Source organism: Klebsiella sp. JN_Kp122 (assembly GCF_040062085.1).
Taxonomy (GTDB): Bacteria; Pseudomonadota; Gammaproteobacteria; order Enterobacterales; family Enterobacteriaceae; genus Klebsiella; species Klebsiella aerogenes.
Map to the genome: position 1 here is coordinate 199,364 of NZ_JBEAHW010000019.1, position 24,292 is coordinate 223,655.

Sequence of the window (24,292 nt, forward strand, 5' to 3'; positions counted from 1 at the left end):
GTCGGCATTACTTATCGAACAGATAATGGTTTACCAGGTTTTCCAGCAGTTCCTGATGCCCGCTGTGGTGCTGCGGCGCCAGGTTATGCTGAGTCGCATAGTGCGCGATGTCGGTCAGGGTCATCTGGCCTGTGAGGATCTGCTGGCCCAATTCGCCGTTCCAGCCGGCGTAGCGTTTCGCCACGCGTTTATCCAGCTCGCCGTCTTCAATCATGCGCGCCGCAACTTTCAGCGACAGCGCCATAGTGTCCATCGCGCCGATATGGCCGTAGAACAGATCGTATTTGTCGATGCTCTGGCGACGAACTTTAGCATCAAAGTTCAGGCCGCCGGTGGTGAAGCCGCCCGCCTTGAGGATCTCATACATCACCAGGGCGTTCTCTTCTACGCTGTTCGGGAACTGGTCGGTATCCCAGCCCAGTTGCGCATCGCCGCGGTTCGCGTCCACCGAACCGAACAGGCCCAGCGCAATAGCCGTGGCGATCTCGTGGTGGAAAGAGTGGCCGGCAAGGGTGGCGTGGTTGGCTTCAATATTCAGTTTAATCTCTTTTTCCAGACCAAACTGCTTCAGGAACCCGTAAACCGTGGAGGCATCATAATCATATTGGTGCTTGGTCGGCTCCTGCGGCTTCGGCTCGATCAGCAGGGTGCCCTGGAAACCAATTTTGTGTTTGTGTTCAACCACCAGTTGCATAAAGCGGCCAATCTGCTCGCGCTCCTGACGCAGATCGGTATTAAGCAGGGTTTCGTAGCCTTCGCGACCGCCCCACAGAACGTAGTTTTCACCGCCCAACTTGTGGGTCGCATTCATTGCGGTGACTACCTGAGTCGCCGCCCAACTAAAGACTTCCGGATCGGGGTTTGTCGCCGCCCCTGCGCCATAACGCGGGTTGGTAAAGCAGTTTGCCGTCCCCCACAGCAGTTTAACGCCGCTCTGCTGCTGTTTTTCCGCCAGTACGTCCACCATCTGCGCGAAGTTGTTGCTGTACTCTTTCAGCGAAGCGCCTTCCGGAGAAACGTCGACATCATGGAAGCAGTAATACGGCACATTCAACTTATGGAAAAACTCAAATGCCACTTCGGCTTTACGTTTCGCCATTTCCAGCGCTTCGCCCGGCTGCTGCCATGGACGATCGAAGGACCCCACGCCAAACATATCCGCGCCATTCCAGCAGAAAGTGTGCCAGTAGCAGGCAGCGAAACGCAGGTGGTCTTCCATGCGTTTACCCAGTACTAATTCATCCGGATTGTAGTGACGGAAAGCCAGTGGGTTAGTCGATTTCGGGCCTTCATAACGAACGCGATCGAGTTGATCGAAATAGGTCTGCATAGAGAACTCCATATTCAGGGGTGCGGCGAGTAACAAGTTATACGTCAATATAGAATTCCACTTTCGCCTTCCTCAATTACGTTATTTCACACCGCCATTGAGAGAATCCACAAACGTGCGCCAGCTCGCAAAAATAATTCCTCTCCACATCATTTATGGAATCCTATGATGGATGTGAAATGAAATAACCTGCATACTCTTGAATAAAATACGATCGCGGTCATAAATTACAAAACAAACTAAATTTCATAATGCGAAAATAAGAACAGGTAATTGCCAGTCCTCGCTTCCCCGTTAAGAATCTGCAACGTATCTGCAACCTGAAGTTTATTCCTGTACGCCTTACCTACCCTTTGAAAAGGTATCGTTATTATGAAGATAAAGAACCTTTGCCTTACGCTCTGCGCCTCATCGCTCCTTCTCGCCAGCATGGCGGGCATGGCTAAAGAAGTTAAGATTGGGATGGCCATCGACGACCTTCGTCTGGAACGCTGGCAAAAAGATCGCGATATTTTCGTCAATAAAGCGGAATCATTAGGTGCCAAAGTATTTGTGCAATCCGCCAATGGCAACGAAGAAACGCAAATGTCGCAAATTGAAAATATGATCAATCGCGGCGTCGATGTTTTAGTAATTATTCCTTACAACGGCCAGGTGCTCAGCAACGTTATTAAAGAAGCGAAGCAGGAGGGAATTAAAGTCCTCGCCTACGATCGCATGATTAATAATGCTGACATCGATTTTTATATTTCTTTCGACAATGAAAAAGTCGGTGAAATGCAGGCCCAGAGCCTGGTCGACAAAGTGCCGCAGGGTAATTATTTCCTGATGGGCGGCTCGCCGGTGGATAATAACGCCAAGCTGTTCCGCGCCGGCCAGATGAAGGTGCTCAAACCTTATGTCGATGACGGCAAAATTAAGATCGTCGGCGATCAGTGGGTCGACGGCTGGCTGCCGGAAAATGCGTTAAAAATCATGGAAAACGCGCTGACGGCGAATAACAACAAAATTGACGCGGTAGTGGCTTCCAATGATGCGACCGCCGGCGGCGCTATCCAGGCGCTAAGCGCCCAGGGGCTGGCGGGTAAAGTCGCCATTTCCGGGCAGGATGCCGATCTGGCTGGCGTGAAACGTATTATTTCCGGCACCCAGACAATGACCGTTTATAAACCGATTACCACGCTTGCCACTAGCGCTGCCGAAATCGCCGTTGAATTAGGCAATGACCAGCAACCCAAGGCTGACGCCACGTTGAATAACGGCTTAAAAGATGTCCCCTCGCGCCTGTTAACGCCAATTGAAGTCAATAAAGAGAATATTGACGCCACGGTGATTAAAGACGGTTTCCACAAAAAGAGTGAACTGTAATGGCTGACGCCCCGCCTCGGGGCGTCATTTTCGTCCTGCCGGATATCGCTTTTGCGGAGTCTCTATGTCCTGGTTACTCGAAATGAAGAACATCACCAAAGCCTTCGGCGCGGTTAAGGCCGTGGATAACGTCAGCCTGCGGCTGAATGCCGGGGAAGTGGTGTCGTTATGCGGTGAAAATGGTTCGGGGAAATCAACGCTGATGAAAGTGCTGTGCGGGATCTATCCTCACGGCAGCTACGAAGGTGAAATTATTTTCGCTGGCGAGACGTTACAGGCGAATCATATTCGCGATACCGAGCGTAAAGGTATCGCCATTATTCACCAGGAGCTGGCGTTGGTGAAACATCTCACGGTGCTGGAAAATATCTTTCTCGGCGCCGAGGTCTCACGCCATGGCCTGCTGGATTACGAAACCATGACCCTGCGCTGCCAGAAGCTATTGGCGCAGGTGAATTTATCGATCTCGCCCGATACCCGCGTTGGCGATTTAGGCCTGGGCCAGCAACAGCTGGTCGAGATCGCCAAGGCGCTAAATAAACAGGTACGTTTGCTGATCCTCGATGAACCCACGGCATCATTAACCGAACAAGAAACCGCGACGCTGCTGGCGATTATTCGCGATCTGCAAAACCACGGCATCGCCTGTATTTATATTTCGCACAAGCTCAATGAAGTTAAAGCTATCTCCGACACTATCTGCGTAATACGTGACGGCCAGCATATTGGCACCCGCGACGCCAGCGGGATGAATGAAGATGACATCATCACTATGATGGTCGGGCGCGAGCTCACTGCGCTGTACCCAAATGAACCACATAGTCATGGCGATGAGATCTTGCGGGTCGAGCATCTCACCGCCTGGCACCCGGTTAACCGTCATATCAAGCGCGTCAACGACGTGTCGTTTTCCCTCCGCCGCGGCGAAATCCTTGGCATCGCCGGGTTAGTCGGCGCCGGGCGCACCGAGGCGGTACAGTGTCTGTTTGGCGTCTGGCCGGGGCGCTGGCAGGGAAGCATCTTTATCGACGGACAGCCGGTGACGATTAACAACTGCCAACAGGCGATTGCCCATGGCATCGCCATGGTGCCGGAAGACCGCAAAAAAGACGGCATCGTGCCGGTGATGGCTGTCGGCAAGAACATCACTCTCGCGGCGTTAAACCAGTTCACCGGCCCGGCAAGCAGCCTCGATGACGCCGCGGAGCAGCATTGCATTCAGCAGTCGATTCAGCGGCTGAAAATCAAAACGTCATCGCCGGATCTGGCGATTGGCCGCCTGAGCGGCGGCAATCAACAAAAGGCGATTCTGGCCCGCTGCCTGCTGCTCAATCCGCGCATTTTAATCCTCGATGAACCAACCCGCGGCATCGATATCGGTGCGAAATACGAAATCTACAAGCTTATCAATCAACTGGTGCAGCAAGGCATCGCCGTCATCGTGATCTCATCCGAACTGCCTGAAGTGCTCGGGCTGAGCGATAGGGTGCTGGTGATGCACGAAGGCAAGCTTAAGGCCGATTTGCATAATCAAAGTCTGACCCAGGAACAGGTGATGGAAGCCGCACTGAGGAGCGAACGCCATGTCGAAAAACACGTCGTCTGAAATCAAACTTACGCCATCCGCCCCTGCCGTTTTTCCGGCGCTGAAAGGGCTCAATCTCCAGGTTTTCGTGATGATCGCCGCGATTATCGCCATTATGCTGTTCTTTACCTGGGTTACCGACGGCGCCTATCTGAGCGCGCGTAATATCTCCAACCTCCTGCGGCAAACCGCCATCACCGGCATCCTCGCCGTCGGCATGGTGTTCGTGATCATTTCGGCGGAAATCGATCTGTCTGTCGGCTCGATGATGGGGCTGCTCGGCGGCGCGGCGGCGATTTTCGACGTCTGGCTCGGCTGGCCGCTGCCGCTCACCATCCTCGTTACGTTGGTCATGGGGCTGCTGCTCGGCGCGTGGAACGGATGGTGGGTCGCCTATCGCAAGGTGCCCTCTTTCATTGTTACCCTTGCCGGCATGCTGGCGTTTCGCGGAATTCTGATCGGTATTACCAACGGTACCACCGTCTCGCCCACCACGCCGGCGATGTCGCAAATCGGCCAAAGTTATTTACCGGACGGCATCGGCTTTGGTATCGGCGTTATTGGCATGGCGGCCTTTATCATCTGGCAATGGCGCGGGCGGATGCGCCGGCAGGCGTTAGGGCTGGCGACCACCAGTTCTGGCGGCGCCGTTGGCCGTCAGACCATCACCGCAGTTATCGTGCTGGGCGCTATCTGGTTGCTCAATGATTATCGCGGCGTGCCGACGCCGGTGCTCATACTCGCCGCCCTGCTGCTGGCGGGCATGTTTATGGCGACCCGCACCGCTTTTGGCCGTCGTATCTATGCCATTGGCGGCAATCTGGAAGCGGCCCGCCTCTCCGGGATTAACGTCGAGCGCACCAAGCTGGCAGTCTTCGCTATTAACGGCCTGATGGTCGCCATCGCCGGGTTGATCCTCAGTTCGCGACTGGGAGCGGGTTCGCCTTCCGCCGGCAATATCGCCGAACTGGACGCCATCGCCGCCTGCGTGATTGGCGGCACCAGCCTGGCGGGCGGTATCGGCAGCGTGGCAGGGGCCGTAATGGGGGCGTTTATTATGTCGGCACTGGATAATGGCATGAGCATGATGGACGTCGCCACCTTCTGGCAATACATCGTCAAAGGCGCCATTTTACTGTTGGCGGTCTGGATGGATTCGGCTACCAAGCGGAGAACATAACGGTATCACTATGAAAAATGCCCGAATAACTTGCGCCACCGCCAAACTTCGCCAAAAGGCGCTTGAAATAATTCGGGCATTAGCCGGTATTGTATGACCGGGGTAAGAGCAGGAATATCATCTATGTTTGAAAAGCGTCACCGCATTACGCTGTTATTCAACGCCAACAAAGCCTATGACCGTCAGGTGGTTGAAGGCGTTGGCGAATATCTGCAGGCATCACAGCTGGAATGGGATATTTTTATCGAAGAGGATTTTCGCGCGCGTATCGAAAACATCAAAGAGTGGTTGGGCGATGGCGTTATCGCCGATTACGACGACCCGGAGATAGAAAAGCTGCTGGCGGATGTCAAAGTGCCAATTATCGGCGTCGGCGGCTCCTACCATAAGCCAGAATGCTATCCGCCTGTTCACTATATCGCCACCGATAATGCCGCGCTGGTCGAAAGCGCATTCCTGCATCTGAAAGAAAAAGGCGTGAACCGTTTCGCTTTTTACGGGCTACCGACCTCCAGCGGCAAGCGGTGGGCGATGGAGCGCGAACACGCCTTCAGCCAGCTAGTCGCCAAAGAGAAATACCGTGGCGTGGTCTATCAGGGGCTGGAGACCGCGCCGGAGAACTGGCAGCATGCGCAAAATCGGCTCGCCGACTGGCTACAAACGCTGCCGCCGCAAACCGGCATTATCGCCGTGACCGATGCCCGGGCACGTCACGTCCTGCAGGCCTGTGAGCTGCTGCATATTCCGGTGCCGGAAAAATTGTGCGTCATTGGCATCGATAACGAAGAACTGACCCGCTACCTCTCCCGCGTCGCGCTCTCTTCCGTGGCGCAGGGGACCCGGCAGATGGGCTACCAGGCGGCGAAACTTCTGCATCGATTACTGGAAAACGAAGCGCTACCGCTACAGCGGCTGCTGGTGCCGCCGACGCGCGTTATTGAGCGGCGCTCCACCGATTATCGCTCGCTCACCGACCCTGCGGTGATTCAGGCGATGCATTATATCCGCAATCACGCCTGCAAAGGCATCAAGGTTGAGCAGGTGCTCGACGCCGTCGGCATCTCTCGCTCTAATCTGGAGAAACGCTTTAAAGAAGAGGTCGGCGAGACCATCCACACGGTGATCCACAGCGAAAAGCTGGAAAAAGCGCGCAGCCTGCTGGTCTCCACCACGCTATCGATAAACGAAATTTCGCAGATGTGCGGTTATCCGTCGCTGCAGTATTTCTATTCAGTGTTTAAGAAAGAGTACGACGTGACGCCGAAAGAATACCGCGATCGGCACAGTGAAGTGATGATGTAGCAGAAAAGAAAAATGCCCGGGCTTACGCACCGGGCATTGATGATTACATATGAGCGGCAATTAAGCGCTGATTGTCCTGATACATAGCGAAGAGATAGTTGTTATAGCTCGACCCTTTCGTCGAGTACCCCTTCAACTTGTGGATCATCGCGCTGGCAGTCACTTCCTGGTCCGTCTTACGCAGCTGTGCGCGAGACTTACGGAAGGATGAATAAGCCGGATGCGTGTTAAGGTTTCTCACGTAAGCCTGAACCGACTGCTCGACCGATTCAAACTGGGAGTAGCCTTTCATCGCACCGCGACAATTGCCGCCGCCGCACTTCATACCAAACAGGTTGTTGTTCACGCGCGCCAGCTTCGAGGTGCCCCAACCGCTTTCCGCCGCCGCCATGGTCGCCACCATGCTGTTTGGAATAATGTCGACGCGCTCAAGCAACGAGTTCCATGGTATACGGCGAGTATTGCCAGACCACTTCACTTTATAACGTGAGGCGATATCTTTCAGACGCGCCTGCTCGCTCGGCGACCAACGGCCGTCGTATTGCTTAGAGACAAGCCAGTTACGATCTGCCGTGATCGCTTGATTTTGCTTTGTAATGTAAGGCATAACCGTCCGGAGAAACGCTTTTTTCCTTGGTGTCCCGGAAGGGTATTTTCGCAAATCAGGAAGTGAACTGCTCTTTACACTATTGCGAGAATACTCTTGTTTACTGCTAACCTTGATACTACTGGGCTTCTTTACTTTCTTAACTACTGAGGCTTTATGACTCTTTGTTGCTGTGTGCGTTGTCGCCAACACACTACCTGAAAATATACAGGTAAGTAACATGAGTATCGCAGCCCCATATCGTCGCATGGGAATCGATATCATTAGGTCTCCTGGTCGGATTTACTCATTCCAACACCTTGTTTTTCGCAAAAAATCGATAGTTGAATCGCGAATAGTATCAAAAATACCCAGAGAGAGCATCAAGAGAAATAGTCCAATTCCGAATTGCTGTCACCTGAAATCGGTTTCTGCACCGTAGCGAATGCGCAGAAATGCTATCTCCGTCTCATTTATAGCTCATTTTTTGAGCTAAATCACTCACCCCTTTTCATCCTCCCCGCAAAATTACCGGCGGGATGATTTCAACCTTATGGCGCGCAGACACACTGTGATAAAAACCACTAACAGGACTCCAGCATGAAACTCGCTGCGCTTGCCTCGCTACTGCTGCCCGGGATGGCCTTTGCCGCCTGGACAACCGCTGACTTCCCCGCCTTCACTGAACAGGATGCAGGCCGTTTCACGACGCAAAATGAGGTGACGAAGGGTACCCGCCCTTTGCGGATAAGTTTTGACCAACAGTGCTGGCAGCCTGCGGGGGCGATAAAACTCAATCAGATGCTGTCGCTGGAACCCTGCCGGGATACGCCGCCGCAGTGGCGCGTGTTCCGCGACGGGCGCTATACGCTGGAAGTCGATACCCGCTCCGGTACGCCAACGCTGATGCTGTCGCTGGCGGAACAGGAAACAGCCAGCACGCAGCCGCTGCTGCGCCAGTGTCCCAAATGGGATGGTAAACCGCTGACGCTCGACGTCGGCCAAACGTTCGCTGAAGGAAGCCAGGTCCGCGATTTTTATAGCGGTAATATCGCCACGGTGAAAGCGGGCAAAGTCACGCTGCGGCCCGCCGCTGGTAGTAATGGGCTCCTGCTGCTTGAACAAGCGAATAGCGCCGCCAGCGCGCCGTTTAACTGGCACAACGCCACGATCTATTTTGTCCTGACCGATCGCTTCGTCAACGGCAATCCGGCCAACGACAACAGCTACGGGCGCCATAAAGACGGTATGCAGGAGATAGGCACCTTCCACGGCGGCGATTTACAAGGGCTGACCAGCAAGCTGGATTATCTTCAACAGCTTGGCGTCAACGCGCTATGGATAAGTTCACCGCTGGAGCAAATTCACGGCTGGGTCGGCGGCGGCACCAAAGGCGACTTTCCCCACTACGCCTATCACGGTTACTACACCCAGGACTGGACCCGTCTTGACGCCAACATGGGCGACGAAGCCGACCTTCGACAACTGGTTGATGAGGCCCATCGGCGCGGTATACGCGTGCTGTTTGATATCGTCATGAATCACGCCGGTTACGCCACGCTCGCCGATATGCAGGAATTTCACTTCGGCTCGCTGTATCTGAAAGGCGATGAACTGAAAAAAACGCTTGGCGAGCGCTGGACCGACTGGAAACCGGCGTCGGGGCAAAGTTGGCACAGCTTCAATGATTACATCAACTTCAGCGATAAAGCAGGCTGGGAACAATGGTGGGGGAAAAAATGGATCCGCACCGATATCGGCGACTACGATAATCCGGGTTTCGACGATTTCACCATGTCGCTGGCGTTCCTGCCGGACCTGAAAACCGAATCGACGATCCCTTCTGGCCTGCCAAATTTCTATCGTCACAAACCAGATACCGCCGCCAAAGAGATAGCCGGCTACACGCCGCGCGACTATCTGACCCACTGGCTTAGCCAATGGGTACGCGACTACGGGATTGACGGTTTCCGCGTCGATACTGCGAAACACGTCGAACTGGACGCCTGGCAGCAGCTCAAAACGCAGGCCACGGCCGCGCTGGCAGACTGGAAAAAAGCGAATCCGCAGAAAGCGCTGGATGACGCGCCATTCTGGATGACCGGCGAGGCCTGGGGCCACGGCGTGATGCAGAGCGACTACTATCGCCACGGTTTCGACGCGATGATTAATTTCGATTATCAGGATCAAGCGGCGAAAGCAGCAAACTGTCTTGCAAACATGGACGCCACCTGGCAGCAGATGGCGGACAAGCTGCAGGATTTCAACGTGCTGAGCTATCTCTCCTCGCACGATACCCGCCTGTTCCGCGAAGGCGGCAGCCGGGCGGCGGAACTGCTATTACTCGCGCCAGGCGCCGTACAACTCTTCTATGGCGATGAATCTTCACGCCCGTTCGGCCCCACGGGTTCCGACCCGCTGCAGGGTACTCGCTCCGATATGAACTGGCAGGATGTGGTCGGTAGCGCATCCGATAACGTCGCGCACTGGCAAAAAATCGCCCAATTCCGTGCCCGCCATCCGGCCATTGGTATGGGTAAACAACAGACGCTGACGCTAGAGCAGGGCTATGGTTTCGTGCGTGAAAGCAGCGCTGATAAAGTGATGGTTGTCTGGGCCGGACAGCAATAGCAGTCGCTTACCGGGCTCCTTGCCGCTGGCGGGAGCCTTTTCAGCACAAATTACTAATATCTCCCCTATTAGCAGAACAAAAAATAAATCGCTCCCTCCTGTGCCGATTTGCACCGCGTTGACGCTGGCGTTATGGTAATTCCCTTTCCAGAAGACCAACAGAATATCCGCGATGACATTTTCACTTTTCGGCGACAAATTCACCCGTCATTCAGGCATCACCCGCCTGATGGAAGACCTCAATGACGGCCTGCGCACACCGGGCGCGATCATGCTGGGCGGCGGCAACCCCGCGCAAATCCCGGAGATGAATGAATACTTCAATAGCCTGCTGGCCGATATGCTGGATAACGGCAAAGCCCTTGATGCGCTTTGCAATTATGATGGTCCGCAAGGGAAAAGCGAGCTTCTGACCCTGCTTGCGCAAATGCTGCGCGAAGAATTAGGTTGGGAGATCGAACCACAGAATATTGCTCTAACAAATGGCAGCCAGAGTGCATTTTTCTACTTATTTAACCTGTTTGCCGGCCGCCGTGCCGACGGCACCACCCGCAAAGTGCTGTTCCCGCTGACGCCAGAATATATCGGCTACGCCGATTCCGGGCTGGAAGAGGATCTGTTTGTCGCCACCCGTCCCAACATTGAGCTGCTGCCGGAAGGCCAGTTTAAGTATCACGTGGACTTCGAACATCTGCAGATCACCGAAGAGACGGGGATGATCTGCGTCTCCCGGCCAACCAACCCGACCGGCAACGTCATTACCGACGAAGAGCTTATTAAGCTGGATGCCCTCGCCAATCAGCACGGCGTCCCGCTGGTTATTGATAACGCCTATGGCGTGCCTTTCCCGGGTATTATTTTTAGCGAAGCGCGCCCGCTGTGGAATCCGAACATCGTGCTGTGCATGAGCTTATCCAAGCTCGGCCTGCCGGGCACGCGCTGCGGCATTATCATCGCCAACGAGAAAATCATTACCGCCATCAGCAATATGAACGGCATTATCAGCCTCGCTCCGGGCGGCATTGGTCCGGCAATGATGTGCGAAATGATTAAGCGTAAAGACCTGCTGCGTCTGTCGGAGACGGTGATTAAACCGTTCTATTATCAGCGTGTTCAGGAAACTATCGCTACCATTCGCCGCTATTTGCCGGAAGAACGCTGCCAGATTCATAAACCGGAAGGGGCGATTTTCCTCTGGCTGTGGTTTAAGGATCTGCCGATCTCCACCGAGCTGCTGTATCAGCGCCTGAAACAACGCGGTGTGCTGATGGTGCCGGGCGATTACTTCTTCCCGGGGCTGGACAAGCCGTGGCCGCATACGCATCAGTGCATGCGCATGAACTACGTGCCGGACCCGGAGAAAATCGAGGCGGGAGTGAAAATTCTTGCCGAAGAGATTGAGCGCGCCTGGCAGGAGCAAGACGCCTGATGGTGTTTCCCGGCCATGACTGACCGGGAACATCCGATTACATTGCCTGCGCCGCCCAACGGCGGCGCTCGGCGCTTAATCTTTCCAGCTCGGCGGGCTCAATACAGCGCAGCGCCTGAGTCGGACAGGCCGCTACGCACGCCGGCCCCGTTTGCCGGTGCGCGCACAGATCGCACTTCAGCGCCTGCACGCCTTCGTCGGTCAACATCACCGTCATCGCCCCATAAGGGCACGCCACCATACAGCTTTTACAACCAATGCATAGCCGTTGATCGACTCGCCAGACGTCGCCTTCATGGCGTATTGCCCCTTCCGGGCAGACGTTCGCGCAGGGCGCATCCTCGCACTGACGGCACAGCGTCGCCGTTGATAGCTCATCGCTCTTAACCACCCGAATCCGCGGCGCAAAGCGTCTTGCAGAAACGGTAGAACAATCTTGATCCTGCTGATGCGACACCACGCAGGCCACCTCGCAGGTTCGGCAGCCGATACACTTTTGCGTATCGGCGATAATAAACCGGTTCATCCTCAACTCCATTCGGGATAAAAACGCAGCGTGCCAGAAAAGCCCCGCTACGCGCTTTGATCCTGAATGGAATCAGCAACGTTTTAGGCAAATGCGACATCAAATTTGGGTAAAACCGGGGAGAATGGCGCTTCACCCGGCGGCGTATCGCCGCCGGGGAGTTTTTAGGATTACATCGCGGCGCGGAAAATCGCCATGATTTCTTCGTGAGTCGCCTGAATCGGATTGGTTAAACCGCAGGCATCTTTCAGCGCGTTGCTGGCCAGCAGCGGGATATCCTCTTCTTTAACGTTCAGATCGCGCAGACCGGCCGGGATGCCAACTTTACGCGCCAGCTCGCGGATGGCCGCGATGCAGGCTTCCGCGCCCTGCTTATCGTTCAGCCCGGCAACGTTCACGCCCATCGCCTGCGCGCAGTCACGCAGACGCGCGGCGGCGACGCTGCAGTTGTACTCCTGCACAAACGGCAGCAGTACGGCGTTGCAGACGCCGTGCGGCAGATCGTAGAAGCCGCCCAGCTGGTGCGCCATCGCGTGGACGTAGCCCAGCGACGCGTTGTTGAAGGCCATACCGGCAAGGAACTGCGCATAGGCCATCGCTTCACGCGCCTGTTCATTGCCGCCATCTTCCACTGCGTGAGTTAAATTCTGTGAAATCATGGTCATCGCTTTCAATGCGCAGGCATCGGTGATCGGCGTCGCCGCGATAGAAACATAGGCTTCGATAGCGTGAGTCAACGCGTCCATACCGGTGGCGGCGGTCAGCGATTTCGGCATCCCCATCATCAGCGAGGAGTCGTTAACCGACAGAACCGGCGTCACGTGCTTATCGACAATCGCCATTTTGATGTGGCGATCGACATCGGTAATGATGCAGAAGCGGGTCATTTCGGAAGCCGTACCGGCGGTGGTATTGATAGCGATCATCGGCAATTGCGGTTTTGCCGAACGGTCCACCCCTTCATAGTCACGGATGTTTCCGCCATTTGCCGCGACCAGCGCGATACCTTTCGCGCAATCGTGCGGGGAACCGCCGCCCAGGGAAATCACGCAGTCGCAGTTATTCTCTTTCAGCAGCGCCAGACCGCTTTCGACGTTCAGAGTCGTCGGGTTCGGGTGCACGCCGTCATACACCACGCTGAAAATATCCCGCTCCTGTAACGCCTTTTGTACTTCACCCGCCATACCTAATTTATTCAGCATCGCGTCGGTGACAATTAATGCCCGACGATATCCGTATTGCTGGATAGTATTCATCGCTTCAGTAACAGAACCAGCGCCAATAACGTTTACTGGCGGAATATAAAAAGTCGATGCAGCCATGATGATTCCTTCATTTAGGTGAATATCATGGAAGGGTACGAGGATGTCGAAATAAAAAACATGACCTGAACGCCATTTATGGCAAGAAATTTGATGAAAAACAGTACGTTAATATTTTCATTTTTAACGTACTGTTAAACATTACCGGCTTAATTTTTCATTTGCGTGATTATTCGCCGTTTTTATTTTCAGGGAATAACAGCGCATCGCGAAGTAGATGATCGTTGCCCCGACGGCGGGTAAAGCCAATGCGGTCGAAATATTCGAGAATTTGAATCGCCAGTTTACGGCCAATATTCAGCGTATCGCGAAAATCCGCCGCACAGGTGGAACCACGCTGCAGATCCAGGCGGCGGATCAATTGCGCAAATTCAACAATCCGATCGTTGCGATAATAACGATCTTTCACGATCGCCGTAATCATCCCCTGCTGCGCCGCCTGGCGCAGCACCGCGCGCATCAACGACTCTTCGACGTTCAGATCGCGCGCCAGATCGCGCACCCACCATGGCTCATCGGCGAAGAGCGAGTCCGCACGCTGCCAGATGGCCTGCTGCTCATCGGTAAACCCGGCTTTATGTTCCGGCAGGTGCAGCCAGCCGTGATGGCTTTGAATGACGCCGCTGCTGCGCATCTGTTCAATCAATAACAGCACCAGCGCTTCATCTTCCATCGGCAGCGCAATCCGCCGCAGACGTTCACGCCCCGGCCCCGGCTCATCGCGATGCTGGTCGTGATAACGGGCCAGCGCGTCGAGCAGTTTTTTCTGCCAGCGGGCGGCCAGCGGCGCACTAAGCAGGCTATTCCCGGCCTGCAGGTAGTCCGGACGGTTAATTAATGCCGTCAGGCCGTCGGCGCTCAGCTGCCGCGCCCAGGCAAACTCGTCAAGACGCACCGCATCGCGCTGCAGATGAATATCCAACGCCTGCGCATCGTCGCCCTGCGCTGCCGCCAGCGCGTAAAGCCACTGCAGATACTCCGGCTTGCGTTTACCGCGGCGCGGCGGATTCAGCGTCACCACCCGCGCGCCGGCCAGCGTCAAACGGGCGGAGATATCGCGCAACACCAGGCGATCGTTATCCGCCAGCCACAGCGGCGTATCCAGCACCAGCTCGGCCAGATTGCCTTCCAGTAACGAAACGCGGCCGGTGATATGGCTGGCGGCATGGTGGATATGCAGCGACTGCCACTGGCTGAGCGGCGCGTGACAGATGAGTTCGACGATCGCCCGCTCGCAAGGTTCTGCGGGCTGCGCCGAGAGTAGCCAGTCGCCGCGGCTGAGATCCTCTTTTTGCGCGTCGCCAACGATGTTCAGCGCGATACGCTGCCCGGCCTGCGCCTGTTCAACCGGCTGATTCTGCGCATGCAGCCCGCGGACACGCATCGGTTTATTGGCCCCGGTCAGCCAGAGGGTATCGCCGATTTTTACCTCGCCGGATAACGCCGTCCCGGTCACCACCAGCCCCGCGCCCTTAACGGTAAAGGCGCGATCCAGCGCCAGACGAAAACGCTGCTGTTGCGGATGCGCGCGCTCGGTCAGCTGGAGCAAATGGCTGCGCAGTTCGGTAATGCCGAGGTTTTCCGTCGCCGCGGTGGCGAAGAAAGCCACGTCGTCGAACCCCAGCTCGCTCAGCGTGGATTCCACCTGTGCCCGGACTTCGGCAACCCGCGCCGCGTCCACGCGGTCCGTTTTGGTCAACGCAACGGTTAACGTCGGTTTTCCCGTTAACTGCAGAATTGCCAGGTGCTCGCGGGTTTGCGCCATCACGCCGTCATCGCAGGCCACCACCAGCAGCGCGTGATCGATCCCGCCCACGCCGGCCAACATGTTGGACAAAAACTTTTCATGCCCCGGCACATCGATAAAACCCAACACCCGGCCATCAGGCTGCGGCCAATAGGCGTAGCCGAGATCGATAGTCATACCGCGTGATTTCTCTTCCGGCAGACGATCGGCGTTGACGCCGGTAATCGCCTGCAGCAGCGTGGTTTTGCCGTGGTCCACATGTCCGGCGGTGGCAATAATCATCTCAATAACATCTCCATAAACCGGGGTTCATCTTCAAGACAGCGCAGATCCAGCCATAAGCGGCCATCATAAATTCTGCCGATCGTCGGTATCGGCAAGGCGCGCCAGCGGGCGGCCAGCGCTTCCAGCTGGCTGCCGCGACCATCGCGCGGCGTAAAGGTTAACGCGGCGCTGGGCAGTCGGTCGACCGGCAACGAACCGCTGCCGATTTGCGATAAACACGCTTCGACGCGCACGTCAAAATCGCTATAGTGCGCCGCCAGCCCAGGCTGAATGCGCTCGCCCTGCTGACGAATATCTTCGGCGCGGCGGGTTAGCAGGCGTAGTGTCGGCAGCTCGTCGGCCAGCGCCTCCGTATGCAGATACAGGCGCAGAGTCGCCTCCAGCGCCGCCAACGTCATTTTATCCGCCCGCAGCGCGCGCTTAAGCGGATGACTCTGTAACTTCGCGATCAGCGCCCGATCGCCGACGATAATCCCCGCCTGCGGTCCGCCGAGCAGCTTATCGCCGGAAAAGCTCACCAGGTTCACGCCCGCCGCAATCAATTCCTGCGGCATCGGTTCTTTCGGCAAACCGTACTGGCTCAAATCCACCAGCGAGCCGCTGCCGAGATCGGCCACCACCGGCACGCCATGTTCGCGGCCAATTTCCGCCAGCTCCGCCTCATCGACCGCTTTGGTAAAGCCTTCAATGCTGTAGTTGCTGGTATGCACTTTCATCAGCAGCGCAGTCTGCTCATTGATAGCCTGACAATAATCTTTGGCGTGGGTGCGATTAGTGGTGCCCACTTCATGCAGCAAACAACCGGCCTGGCGCATGACGTCGGGGATGCGAAATGCGCCGCCGATCTCGACCAGTTCGCCGCGCGAGACCACCACTTCTTTCCCGCTGGCCGTCGCCGCCAGCATCAGCAGCACCGCCGCCGCGTTGTTATTGACGATACAGGCATCTTCCGCGCCGGTGATCCGGCACAGCAGATCGGCCAGCGCCCGGTCGCGATGACCGCGCCCGGCATCGTCGAGATCGTATTCCAGCGTGACCGGCGCGCGCATCGCCTGCGCCACCGCCTGCACCGCGGCTTCCGCCTGGATAGCGCGCCCCAGATTGGTATGCAGCACGGTGCCCGTCAGGTTGAATACCGGACGCAGCGCGCTCTGCTGACTATGGTTCAGCCGGCTGGCGGTCTCCTGCGGCCAGTCGTCGCACCACTCTGGCAATGCCTGCGCCTGGCGGATATGTTCCCGCGCCTCATCCAACATCTGGCGCAGAAGCGCCACGATTTGCGAATGGCCATGGCGATCGAGCAGTAAAGCAAAAGCGGGATCGCGAAGTAAACGGTCAATGGCCGGAAGCCGGGTATAAAGCGCGCGAGTATCGGTAGACATGAGTGAACCTGACGATAAGTTATTTTCCCCCCTCCCGACGGGAGAGGGAGTCAACAATGAGTGGCGATTGTAACGCCTGCGCGAGGAAACTGTTACCTGCCTGGGTCAACTCCCTGGCGGTTCGGTACGGGCAAAACTGGATCGCTGAAACAACGTCTCGACCAGTTTGACCAGTTTTGGCCGCGTCGCGCACCAGCCGGGCGCCACGCGACGAAAATTCAGATAAGCAATAGCGCAGGCGGCAGTAATGGTCGCCAGATTCAGCTCACCGTGACGCAAGGTACCGTCGGCGGCGTACCCTTCCAACATATCAAGGCCGCGAGCGATTTTTTCCCGCTGGCGGAGCAGTTCGGTTTCTGACTGCTGGGCCGCCGGACGCGCTTTTTCCCGCACCAGTGCGATCGCCGCCTCCATGATGCCGTCAGACAAGGCTTCCAGTTGGCGCATCTTCAGCGCCGCCAGAGGTTCCGCGGGCAGCATCGCCGGCGCGACGTTTAGCAGTTCCAGATATTGCGCAATAATGGGCGAATCAAACCAGCACGCGCCGTCATCGGTCAGCAAAGCCGGGACTTTTCCCAGCGGGTTGTACTGCGCCACACCGTTGACATCGTTATAGGGGAATTCGTTCACAAACTCGAAGGGGATCGCCTTTTCCAGCAAGATAACGGAAATTTTGCGTACAAAAGGACTGGTATAGCTGCCGATCAGTTTCATTGCCTGCTCCTTTCGCCAACGAAAAGATCAGTATGGTTCAGGCGCAGGCAAATGGCAGGCGCGACGTTGTCTCAACCTGCCGCCGATCGCATTAATGATCGAGATAGAGGTAGTGCATCCAACTGGTCATGCGCAGCAGCACTTTTCTCATCACCGACACGTGGGTGAAATGGTCGGAATAGACCGCCACCTGGGCGTAGATGCCGTCGGGCAGCGCATCGACCTGCGCATCGGGATCCAGTTCAATTGTCGCCAGCACGCCATCGCTACCCGGCGTGACGCTCAGCGACTGCAGCGAACCCTGCGCCTGATAAGTCCCGCCCGGCACCACCGGCAATACGTTGACCAGTTTACCGTGGAATACTTGGCCTGGCAGGGCGTTAAACACCGCTTCGGCATCATCGCCGGCCTCCAGCCTGAGCAACGAGTTCTGGCGGAACTGGGCGACAATTAGCCGTTTCTGTTGCGGAATAAAGACCATCACCGGGCGCAGCGGCAGCGACGCGGCGTAGGTTCCCGGGCGAATCAGCACCTGGGTAATGTAACCATCGCTCGGCGCCCGGACGGTGGTCTGATCGAGGTTATATTTCGCTTCCGCCAACTGCGCGCGCAGGCTCACCACCTGCGACTGTTCGCCATTCAGCGTGCTATCCAGCTGGCTCTGAATCTGCGCCTGCTCGGCAACCGAGGCTTTCACCAACGCATCCTGGGCAAGATAGTTTTGCCGCGCATTATCGATATCGCTTTCCGAAAATGGGTTGACCCGCGCCTGGCTGCCTTTCAAATAGCGCTGATAATCTTTATACAGCCGGTCGCGCTCGGCGGAGACGCGCACAGTATTAGCCTGCGCTTCCTGCAGTTGGGCTTTCAGGGTATTGATACTGTGCAGAGCGGTGACCAGATCGGCCTGCAGCCTGTCGACACGCGCCTGGTAGCGCGCCGGGTCGATAGTAAATAGTACCTCGCCCTTTTTCACCCGCTGGTTGGCTTTATCGGTCACGCTGCTAACAATGCCGGTAACCTGCGGCGTAATAGGAATGGAAATAACCGCTTTCTGCGCAGTAAAAGTATAAGGGTGGTTATAGTTCATTAATAAAATAAGCGCGCTAACAATAAATACGCCGCCCAGGGCCGCGGTCGGGACCGTCCATTTATTTACCGGAATACGGAATATTTTAAATACCGACCACGCAATGGCCACGTACGTCAAAATGATCAACAGGTCCATGATTATTTCTCCGTTGAGGATGGCGGCGCTGTCGGCTGCAGATGCGCGATTTTATGTTCGAGTTCAGCGATACGCTGATTGAGTTGCGCCAGCTCGCTGTCAGCGCCATCAGTCCCTGCTTCATTCGGCTTATGCTGCATTCCCCAGCCGCGCGCCGGCTGATAGAGAGTGGCCCAGATCCATAAAAATGGCCATATTACGTGCAGCGTAAACAGGCTGACCCACCCCGCGACGTGAATCGCATCGGAGTGCGGATGATTACGTTTCTTCGCAATCAGGTACGGAATATCATGCAAAATAATAATCCCGTAAAAAATAACCAGGAAAACGAAGATTAGAACGCCCAGCGCAAAATAATTGAGAAACATAATTTCCTCGATTCACGCTAATAGATTATTGGAATTGTGAGCGCCGACGAAGCGGCGGCTGGCTGACAATTTGAGCATAATTCACCGTTTTCATTTCCGCCATCAGCGGCAAAAAATGTTCTTCGCGCAGGCTGGTTGCAAAGTTACATCGTTGGCCGCTGGGGAAAGCAGAACCTGCGGCAGATCACACCTGGCGGAATTGAGCGCAAAATATTTTGTGATGACCATCACAAACAAATAACAAAATCGCAAAGTTATAATGTGACGAATATCACATAAATATGCGATTCATGGGCTTCCATCGCCTGTTGTTGTTTTTTTACACATCATTTTTGTGATGACGATCACTACATATAAGTACCAGACACCTATATTTATGTGACCAAGATCACATAAAAAGCCACTCGCTGGACAGCTTAACGATTCAGTGCCAGATTTCGCACTATCAATCAGGGTCCGGCTACCTCTGCCGCCACATTAACAACAAACCTCGGGCGTTCAGCCTGCGCGATAAGCAAAACAGAAGAAGGGGTGTTTTATGTCATCCGATATCAAGATCAAGGTGCAAAGCTTTGGTCGTTTCCTCAGCAATATGGTGATGCCGAATATCGGCGCGTTTATCGCGTGGGGGATTATCACCGCGTTATTTATCCCAACAGGGTGGTTGCCGAACGAGACGCTGGCGAAGCTGGTCGGCCCGATGATCACCTACCTGCTGCCGCTACTGATCGGTTATACCGGCGGTAAGTTGGTTGGCGGTGAACGCGGCGGCGTCGTCGGCGCTATCACCACCATGGGCGTTATCGTCGGCGCGGATATGCCGATGTTCCTCGGCTCAATGATCGCCGGCCCGCTCGGTGGCTACTGCATTAAGAAATTTGACGCCTGGGTAGACGGTAAGATCAAATCCGGTTTCGAAATGCTGGTGAATAACTTCTCCGCCGGCATCATCGGGATGATCCTTGCCATTCTGGCGTTCCTCGGCATCGGCCCGGCGGTTGAAGTGCTGTCAAAACTGCTGGCGGCTGGCGTTAACTTCATGGTGGCGCACGACATGCTGCCGCTGGCGTCTATCTTTGTTGAACCGGCGAAAATCCTGTTCCTCAATAACGCGATTAACCACGGTATCTTCTCGCCGCTGGGTATTCAGCAGTCCCATGAGCTTGGCAAATCCATCTTCTTCCTGATTGAAGCTAACCCGGGTCCGGGGATGGGCGTTCTGCTGGCGTACATGTTCTTTGGCCGCGGCAGCGCGAAGCAGTCTGCGGGCGGTGCGGCAATCATCCACTTCCTGGGCGGTATCCACGAAATTTACTTCCCGTACGTGCTGATGAATCCGCGTCTGATTCTGGCCGTTATCCTCGGCGGTATGACCGGTGTCTTCACCCTGACTATCCTCAACGGCGGCCTGGTTTCCCCGGCTTCCCCGGGTTCCATTCTGGCGGTACTGGCGATGACGCCAAAAGGCGCCTACTTCGCTAACATCGCGGCCATTATTGCGGCGATGGCGGTCTCCTTTATTGTCTCCGCCATCCTGCTGAAAACCAGCAAAGTGAAAGAAGAAGACGATATCGAAGCCGCAACCCGTCGCATGCACGACATGAAAGCCGAGTCCAAAGGCGCGGCGACGCCGTTGGCGGCGGGCGACGTGGCTAACGACCTTAGCCACGTGCGTAAAATCATCGTTGCCTGCGACGCCGGTATGGGTTCCAGCGCCATGGGCGCCGGGGTACTGCGTAAGAAAGTCCAGGATGCCGGACTGAGCAATATCTCTGTCACTAACAGCGCGATTAACAACCTGCCGCCGGATGTCGACCTGGTGATCACCCACCGCGACCTGACCGAGCGCGCCATGCGCCAGGTACCGCAGGCACAGCATATTTCGCTGACCAACTTCCTCGACAGCGGTCTGTATACCAGCCTGACCGAGCGTCTGGTAGCGGCGCAGCGCCACATCGACAACGAAGTAAAAGTCACCGATAGCCTGAAAGATAGCTTTGATAATACTGACAAAAACCTGTTCCAGCTGGGTGCGGATAACATCTTCCTCGGGCGCAAAGCGGCGACCAAAGAAGAGGCCATTCGCTTCGCCGGTGAACAATTGGTGAAAGGCGGATACGTTGAGCCGGAATACGTGCAGGCGATGCTCGACCGCGAGAAGCTGACCTCAACCTATCTTGGCGAATCTATCGCGGTACCGCACGGTACCATTGAAGCGAAAGACCGGGTACTGAAAACCGGCGTCGTCTTCTGCCAGTATCCGGAAGGCGTGCGCTTCGGCGAAGAAGAAGATGAAGTCGCGCGTCTGGTCATCGGTATCGCCGCCCGCAACAACGAACACATTCACGTTATCACCAGCCTGACCAACGCACTGGATGATGAAACCGTGATTGAGCGGCTGGCGAAAACCACCAGCGTCGAAGAAGTCCTATCGTTGCTGAATAAATAACCACAACGCTCCATACCCTCTCCCTTTGGGAGAGGGTTGGGGTGAGGGAAAAGCCTCACCCCAGCCCTCTCAGGTAAAAACATTAATTGAAGGTTAATACTATGAAAGCATTACATTTTGGCGCAGGTAATATCGGACGTGGCTTCATTGGCAAACTGCTGGCTGACGCCGGTATCTCCCTTACGTTCGCCGATGTTAATCAGGTGGTCCTTGATGCCCTGAATGCCCGTCATAGCTATCAGGTCCACGTGGTGGGTGAAAACGAACAGGTTGATACCGTCTCCGGCGTGAATGCCGTCAGCAGCATTGGCGATGAGGTGGTGGATCTGATCGCCGATGTCGACCTGGTGACCACCGCGGTCGGCCCCGTCGTTCTGGAGCGTATCGCCCCTGCCATCGCCAAAGGCCTGGTGAAACGTAAAGCGCAGGGTATTGAACGCCCGCTGAATATCATCGCCTGCGAAAACATGGTACGCGGCACCAGCCAGCTGAAAGGCCATGTGTTTAACGCGCTGGCGGAAGAGGACAAAGCGTGGGTTGAAGCGCATATCGGCTTCGTCGACTCCGCCGTAGACCGCATCGTGCCGCCGTCGGCTTCCGCCACCCACGATCCGCTGGAAGTCACCGTTGAAACCTTCAGCGAATGGATTGTGGATAAAACCCAGTTTAAGGGCGAGCTGCCGAACATCCCAGGAATGGAATTAACCGATAACCTGATGGCATTTGTCGAGCGTAAGCTATTCACCTTAAACACCGGGCATGCTATAACCGCCTACCTCGGGAAACTGGCGGGCCATCAAACGATTCGCGACGCGATTCTCGATGAGCACATTCGCGCCGTCGTGAAAGGCGCAATGGAAGAGAGCGGCGCGGTGCTGATTAAACGCTACAGCTTTGATGCGCAGAAACACGCGGCTTATATCCAGAAGATCCTCGGTCGCTTTGAGAACCCGTATCTGAAAGATGATGTGGAGCGCGTCGGCCGCCAGCCGCTGCGTAAATTGAGCGCGGGCGATCGTTTGATCAAGCCGCTGCTTGGCACGCTGGAATACGGCCTGCCGCACCGGAACCTGGTAAAAGGGATTGCCGCGGCCATGCATTTCCGCAGCGAAGACGATCCGCAGGCTCAGGAACTGGCGGCGCTGATTGCCGAAAAAGGGCCACAGGCCGCGCTGGCGCAGATTTCCGGTCTGGATGCGGCAAGCGCTGTAGTGGCGGAAGCCGTTAACGACTACAACGCGGTAAAATGATGTACAACCTGGCGCGGCCGATGCCGCGCCCAATACCACTCCTGTCAGATATGCAGGCAATAATGGAAGAAACACAGGCATTTGAAAACCGCGTACTTGAGCGTTTAAATGCTGGTAAGACCGTAAGAAGTTTCCTGATAGCCGCCGTCGAACTCCTGACGGAGGCGGTCAATATTCTGGTGCTTCAGGTATTCCGCAAAGACGATTACGCGGTGAAATACGCAGTGGAGCCATTGCTGGACGGCAGTGGGCCGCTGGGCGATCTTTCCGTACGCCTGAAGCTTATCTACGGCCTTGGGGTGATAAGCCGCGCCGAATACGAAGATGCCGAGCTATTGATGGCCTTGCGTGAAGAGCTCAATCATGACGGCAATGAGTACGCTTTCACCGACGATGAAATTCTCGGGCCGTTAGGCGAGCTGCACTGCGTCGCCGCGCTTCCGCCAACGCCGCTGTTTGATGAGAGCGATAAGGAACTGCTGGCAATGCAGAAACTGCGCTACCAGCAGATGGTACGTTCTACAATGGTGTTGTCTCTGACTGAGCTGATTTCCCGAATCAGCTTAAAAAAAGCCTTCCAGAAATCAACGCTCTGACTCCGCTTCTTGCTGGTCGCACGTCGGCCGGTACAGCTGCCGGTAATACTCCAGACGACTCAGAAATAGCGCTTTTTTATCCTCAGGAATATCGCGCGGTATCCGCTGTAAACGCGGGCATTTTTTCAGATATTCCATAAACGCCTGGCTCGAGGCCATGAAATCTACCGTTTTATCGATGATACGTGGTACGCCGTCGCCGATTTTCGCCATCACGCTCTCCTCTGTTCAGGGGGATCTGATTAAGGATTGGCGAAAAAAAGGGAGCAAGTTGAGGAAAACGTGCTGAATGGTCGTCAGGCTTCACAAAAATGATAAACAGCTTAATTAAAATTACAATATCGCTACTATTCAGATAGTTATAATATATCAGGTCTCATGCTTACGGCGGTGAAGCCACGAGTATTTCGATAAAAAACTATCAACAAAGGCCCGCCCGGCCCATACTATGTAACGTCGAAGCCCCTTTATTCACAGATAAAATTACCATGAAAGAAGTCGAAAAGAATGAAATCAAGCGTTTGAGCGACCGTCTCGACGCCATCCGCCACCAGCAGGCCGACCTGTCGCTGGTCGAAGCCGCCGATAAATACGCGGAGCTGGAAAAAGAAAAAGCGACCCTGGAAACGGAAATCGAGCGCCTGCGTTCCGTTCAGTCGCAGAAGCTGAGCAAAGAAGCGCAGAAGCTGATGAGCATGCCGCACCGTCGCGCCATTACCAAGAAAGAGCAGGCCGATATGGGCAAGCTGAAGAAAAGCGTGCGCGGACTGGTTGTCGTCCATCCGATGACCGCGCTGGGCCGCGAAATGGGCCTTAAAGAGATGACCGGCTTCGCGAAGAGCGAGTTTTAATCTTTTGCCGCTGTGAGTTCGTCGTCTATAACCCGGTAGCCCTACCGGGCCGTGAACTCACAGCCAATTTCCCCTTTCTCGCCAAATTGGCCCAACCAATTATTTCTTAAACCGTCAATCGGTTCACATATCCATCACCTTGCATCACAAACGCGTTGCCATG

Annotated in this window: 20 protein-coding genes; 10 read left to right on the forward strand and 10 right to left on the reverse strand. The window is 55.5% G+C overall.

What is annotated here, in order from left to right:
* Positions 1-7: 7 nt before the first annotated feature.
* Positions 8-1,330 (reverse strand): xylose isomerase, encoded by a 1,323-nt coding sequence (xylA, locus tag ABLU78_RS08275; RefSeq protein ID WP_045386531.1) that lies wholly within the window; start codon positions 1,328-1,330, stop codon positions 8-10.
* Between the two features lie 372 nt (positions 1,331-1,702).
* Here xylA and xylF point away from each other — a divergent pair, with 372 nt between their 5' ends.
* From xylF to xylR, 4 genes are all read left to right on the forward strand, one after another.
* Complete coding sequence (xylF, locus tag ABLU78_RS08280; protein ID WP_015703782.1) at positions 1,703-2,698, forward strand: D-xylose ABC transporter substrate-binding protein; 996 nt, start codon at positions 1,703-1,705, stop codon at positions 2,696-2,698.
* 64 nt (positions 2,699-2,762) lie between these two features.
* Positions 2,763-4,304 (forward strand): xylose ABC transporter ATP-binding protein, encoded by a 1,542-nt coding sequence (locus tag ABLU78_RS08285; RefSeq protein ID WP_048229898.1) that lies wholly within the window; start codon positions 2,763-2,765, stop codon positions 4,302-4,304.
* Positions 4,282-5,463 carry a xylose ABC transporter permease XylH gene (xylH, locus tag ABLU78_RS08290; RefSeq protein ID WP_015369203.1) on the forward strand — a complete coding sequence of 394 codons (1,182 nt, stop codon included), beginning with the start codon at positions 4,282-4,284 and terminating at the stop codon, positions 5,461-5,463. The genes ABLU78_RS08285 and xylH overlap by 23 nt, the downstream gene beginning before the upstream one ends.
* A 123-nt stretch (positions 5,464-5,586) precedes the next feature.
* Positions 5,587-6,765 (forward strand): D-xylose utilization transcriptional activator XylR, encoded by a 1,179-nt coding sequence (xylR, locus tag ABLU78_RS08295; RefSeq protein ID WP_048229897.1) that lies wholly within the window; start codon positions 5,587-5,589, stop codon positions 6,763-6,765.
* A 43-nt stretch (positions 6,766-6,808) separates the two neighbouring features.
* On the opposite strand, the gene ABLU78_RS08300 is transcribed toward xylR, so the two are convergent.
* Positions 6,809-7,636, reverse strand: a complete 828-nt coding sequence (locus ABLU78_RS08300; RefSeq protein ID WP_020077703.1) for a protein bax — start codon at positions 7,634-7,636, stop codon at positions 6,809-6,811.
* A 315-nt stretch (positions 7,637-7,951) separates the two neighbouring features.
* Between ABLU78_RS08300 and ABLU78_RS08305 the strand changes: the two genes are divergently transcribed.
* Together ABLU78_RS08305 and avtA are read left to right on the forward strand one after the other, a co-directional pair.
* Positions 7,952-9,982, forward strand: coding sequence for an alpha-amylase (locus ABLU78_RS08305; RefSeq protein WP_048229895.1), 2,031 nt, complete (start codon positions 7,952-7,954; stop codon positions 9,980-9,982).
* Between the two features lie 172 nt (positions 9,983-10,154).
* Positions 10,155-11,411, forward strand: a complete 1,257-nt coding sequence (gene avtA, locus ABLU78_RS08310) for a valine--pyruvate transaminase (RefSeq protein WP_048229893.1) — start codon at positions 10,155-10,157, stop codon at positions 11,409-11,411.
* Between the two features lie 37 nt (positions 11,412-11,448).
* Here the strand turns inward: avtA and ABLU78_RS08315 are convergent, their stop codons facing one another.
* The 7 genes from ABLU78_RS08315 to ABLU78_RS08345 form a co-directional block, all read right to left on the reverse strand.
* Complete coding sequence (locus tag ABLU78_RS08315) at positions 11,449-11,937, reverse strand: 4Fe-4S binding protein (protein ID WP_015369198.1); 489 nt, start codon at positions 11,935-11,937, stop codon at positions 11,449-11,451.
* Positions 11,938-12,107: 170 nt separating this feature from the next.
* Positions 12,108-13,259, reverse strand: coding sequence for an L-threonine dehydrogenase (gene yiaY, locus ABLU78_RS08320; RefSeq protein WP_015369197.1), 1,152 nt, complete (start codon positions 13,257-13,259; stop codon positions 12,108-12,110).
* A gap of 169 nt (positions 13,260-13,428) precedes the next feature.
* A complete protein-coding gene (gene selB / locus ABLU78_RS08325) occupies positions 13,429-15,288 on the reverse strand; it encodes a selenocysteine-specific translation elongation factor (RefSeq protein ID WP_323806278.1) in 1,860 nt (619 codons plus the stop codon).
* On the reverse strand, positions 15,285-16,673 hold the full coding sequence (gene selA, locus ABLU78_RS08330) for an L-seryl-tRNA(Sec) selenium transferase (RefSeq protein WP_048229889.1): 1,389 nt from the start codon (positions 16,671-16,673) through the stop codon (positions 15,285-15,287). The genes selB and selA overlap by 4 nt, the downstream gene beginning before the upstream one ends.
* Before the next feature lie 105 nt (positions 16,674-16,778).
* On the reverse strand, positions 16,779-17,387 hold the full coding sequence (locus ABLU78_RS08335; RefSeq protein ID WP_015369194.1) for a glutathione S-transferase: 609 nt from the start codon (positions 17,385-17,387) through the stop codon (positions 16,779-16,781).
* Between the two features lie 91 nt (positions 17,388-17,478).
* Positions 17,479-18,615, reverse strand: a complete 1,137-nt coding sequence (locus tag ABLU78_RS08340; RefSeq protein ID WP_015369193.1) for an HlyD family secretion protein — start codon at positions 18,613-18,615, stop codon at positions 17,479-17,481.
* 2 nt (positions 18,616-18,617) lie between these two features.
* Positions 18,618-18,983: a DUF3302 domain-containing protein gene (locus ABLU78_RS08345; RefSeq protein WP_015369192.1), complete on the reverse strand. Its 366-nt coding sequence runs from the start codon at positions 18,981-18,983 to the stop codon at positions 18,618-18,620.
* A 538-nt stretch (positions 18,984-19,521) separates the two neighbouring features.
* Between ABLU78_RS08345 and mtlA the strand changes: the two genes are divergently transcribed.
* The 3 genes from mtlA (at position 19,522) to mtlR (ending at position 23,278) form a co-directional block, all read left to right on the forward strand.
* Positions 19,522-21,432, forward strand: coding sequence for a PTS mannitol transporter subunit IICBA (gene mtlA, locus ABLU78_RS08350; RefSeq protein WP_015369190.1), 1,911 nt, complete (start codon positions 19,522-19,524; stop codon positions 21,430-21,432).
* A 101-nt stretch (positions 21,433-21,533) separates the two neighbouring features.
* Positions 21,534-22,682 carry a mannitol-1-phosphate 5-dehydrogenase gene (mtlD, locus tag ABLU78_RS08355; RefSeq protein ID WP_015703789.1) on the forward strand — a complete coding sequence of 383 codons (1,149 nt, stop codon included), beginning with the start codon at positions 21,534-21,536 and terminating at the stop codon, positions 22,680-22,682.
* Positions 22,682-23,278 (forward strand): mannitol operon repressor MtlR, encoded by a 597-nt coding sequence (mtlR, locus tag ABLU78_RS08360; protein WP_020077694.1) that lies wholly within the window; start codon positions 22,682-22,684, stop codon positions 23,276-23,278. Before mtlD ends, mtlR begins: the two co-directional genes overlap by 1 nt.
* On the opposite strand, the gene ABLU78_RS08365 is transcribed toward mtlR, so the two are convergent.
* Entirely contained in the window at positions 23,267-23,491 is a 225-nt protein-coding gene (locus tag ABLU78_RS08365; protein ID WP_015369187.1) for a hypothetical protein, read from the reverse strand. The two genes, mtlR and ABLU78_RS08365, sit on opposite strands and share 12 nt — an antisense overlap.
* Before the next feature lie 275 nt (positions 23,492-23,766).
* Between ABLU78_RS08365 and ABLU78_RS08370 the strand changes: the two genes are divergently transcribed.
* The gene (locus ABLU78_RS08370) at positions 23,767-24,129 is read left to right on the forward strand and encodes a YibL family ribosome-associated protein (RefSeq protein WP_015369186.1); all 363 of its coding nucleotides are present in this window, start codon (positions 23,767-23,769) and stop codon (positions 24,127-24,129) included.
* Positions 24,130-24,292: the final 163 nt, after the last annotated feature.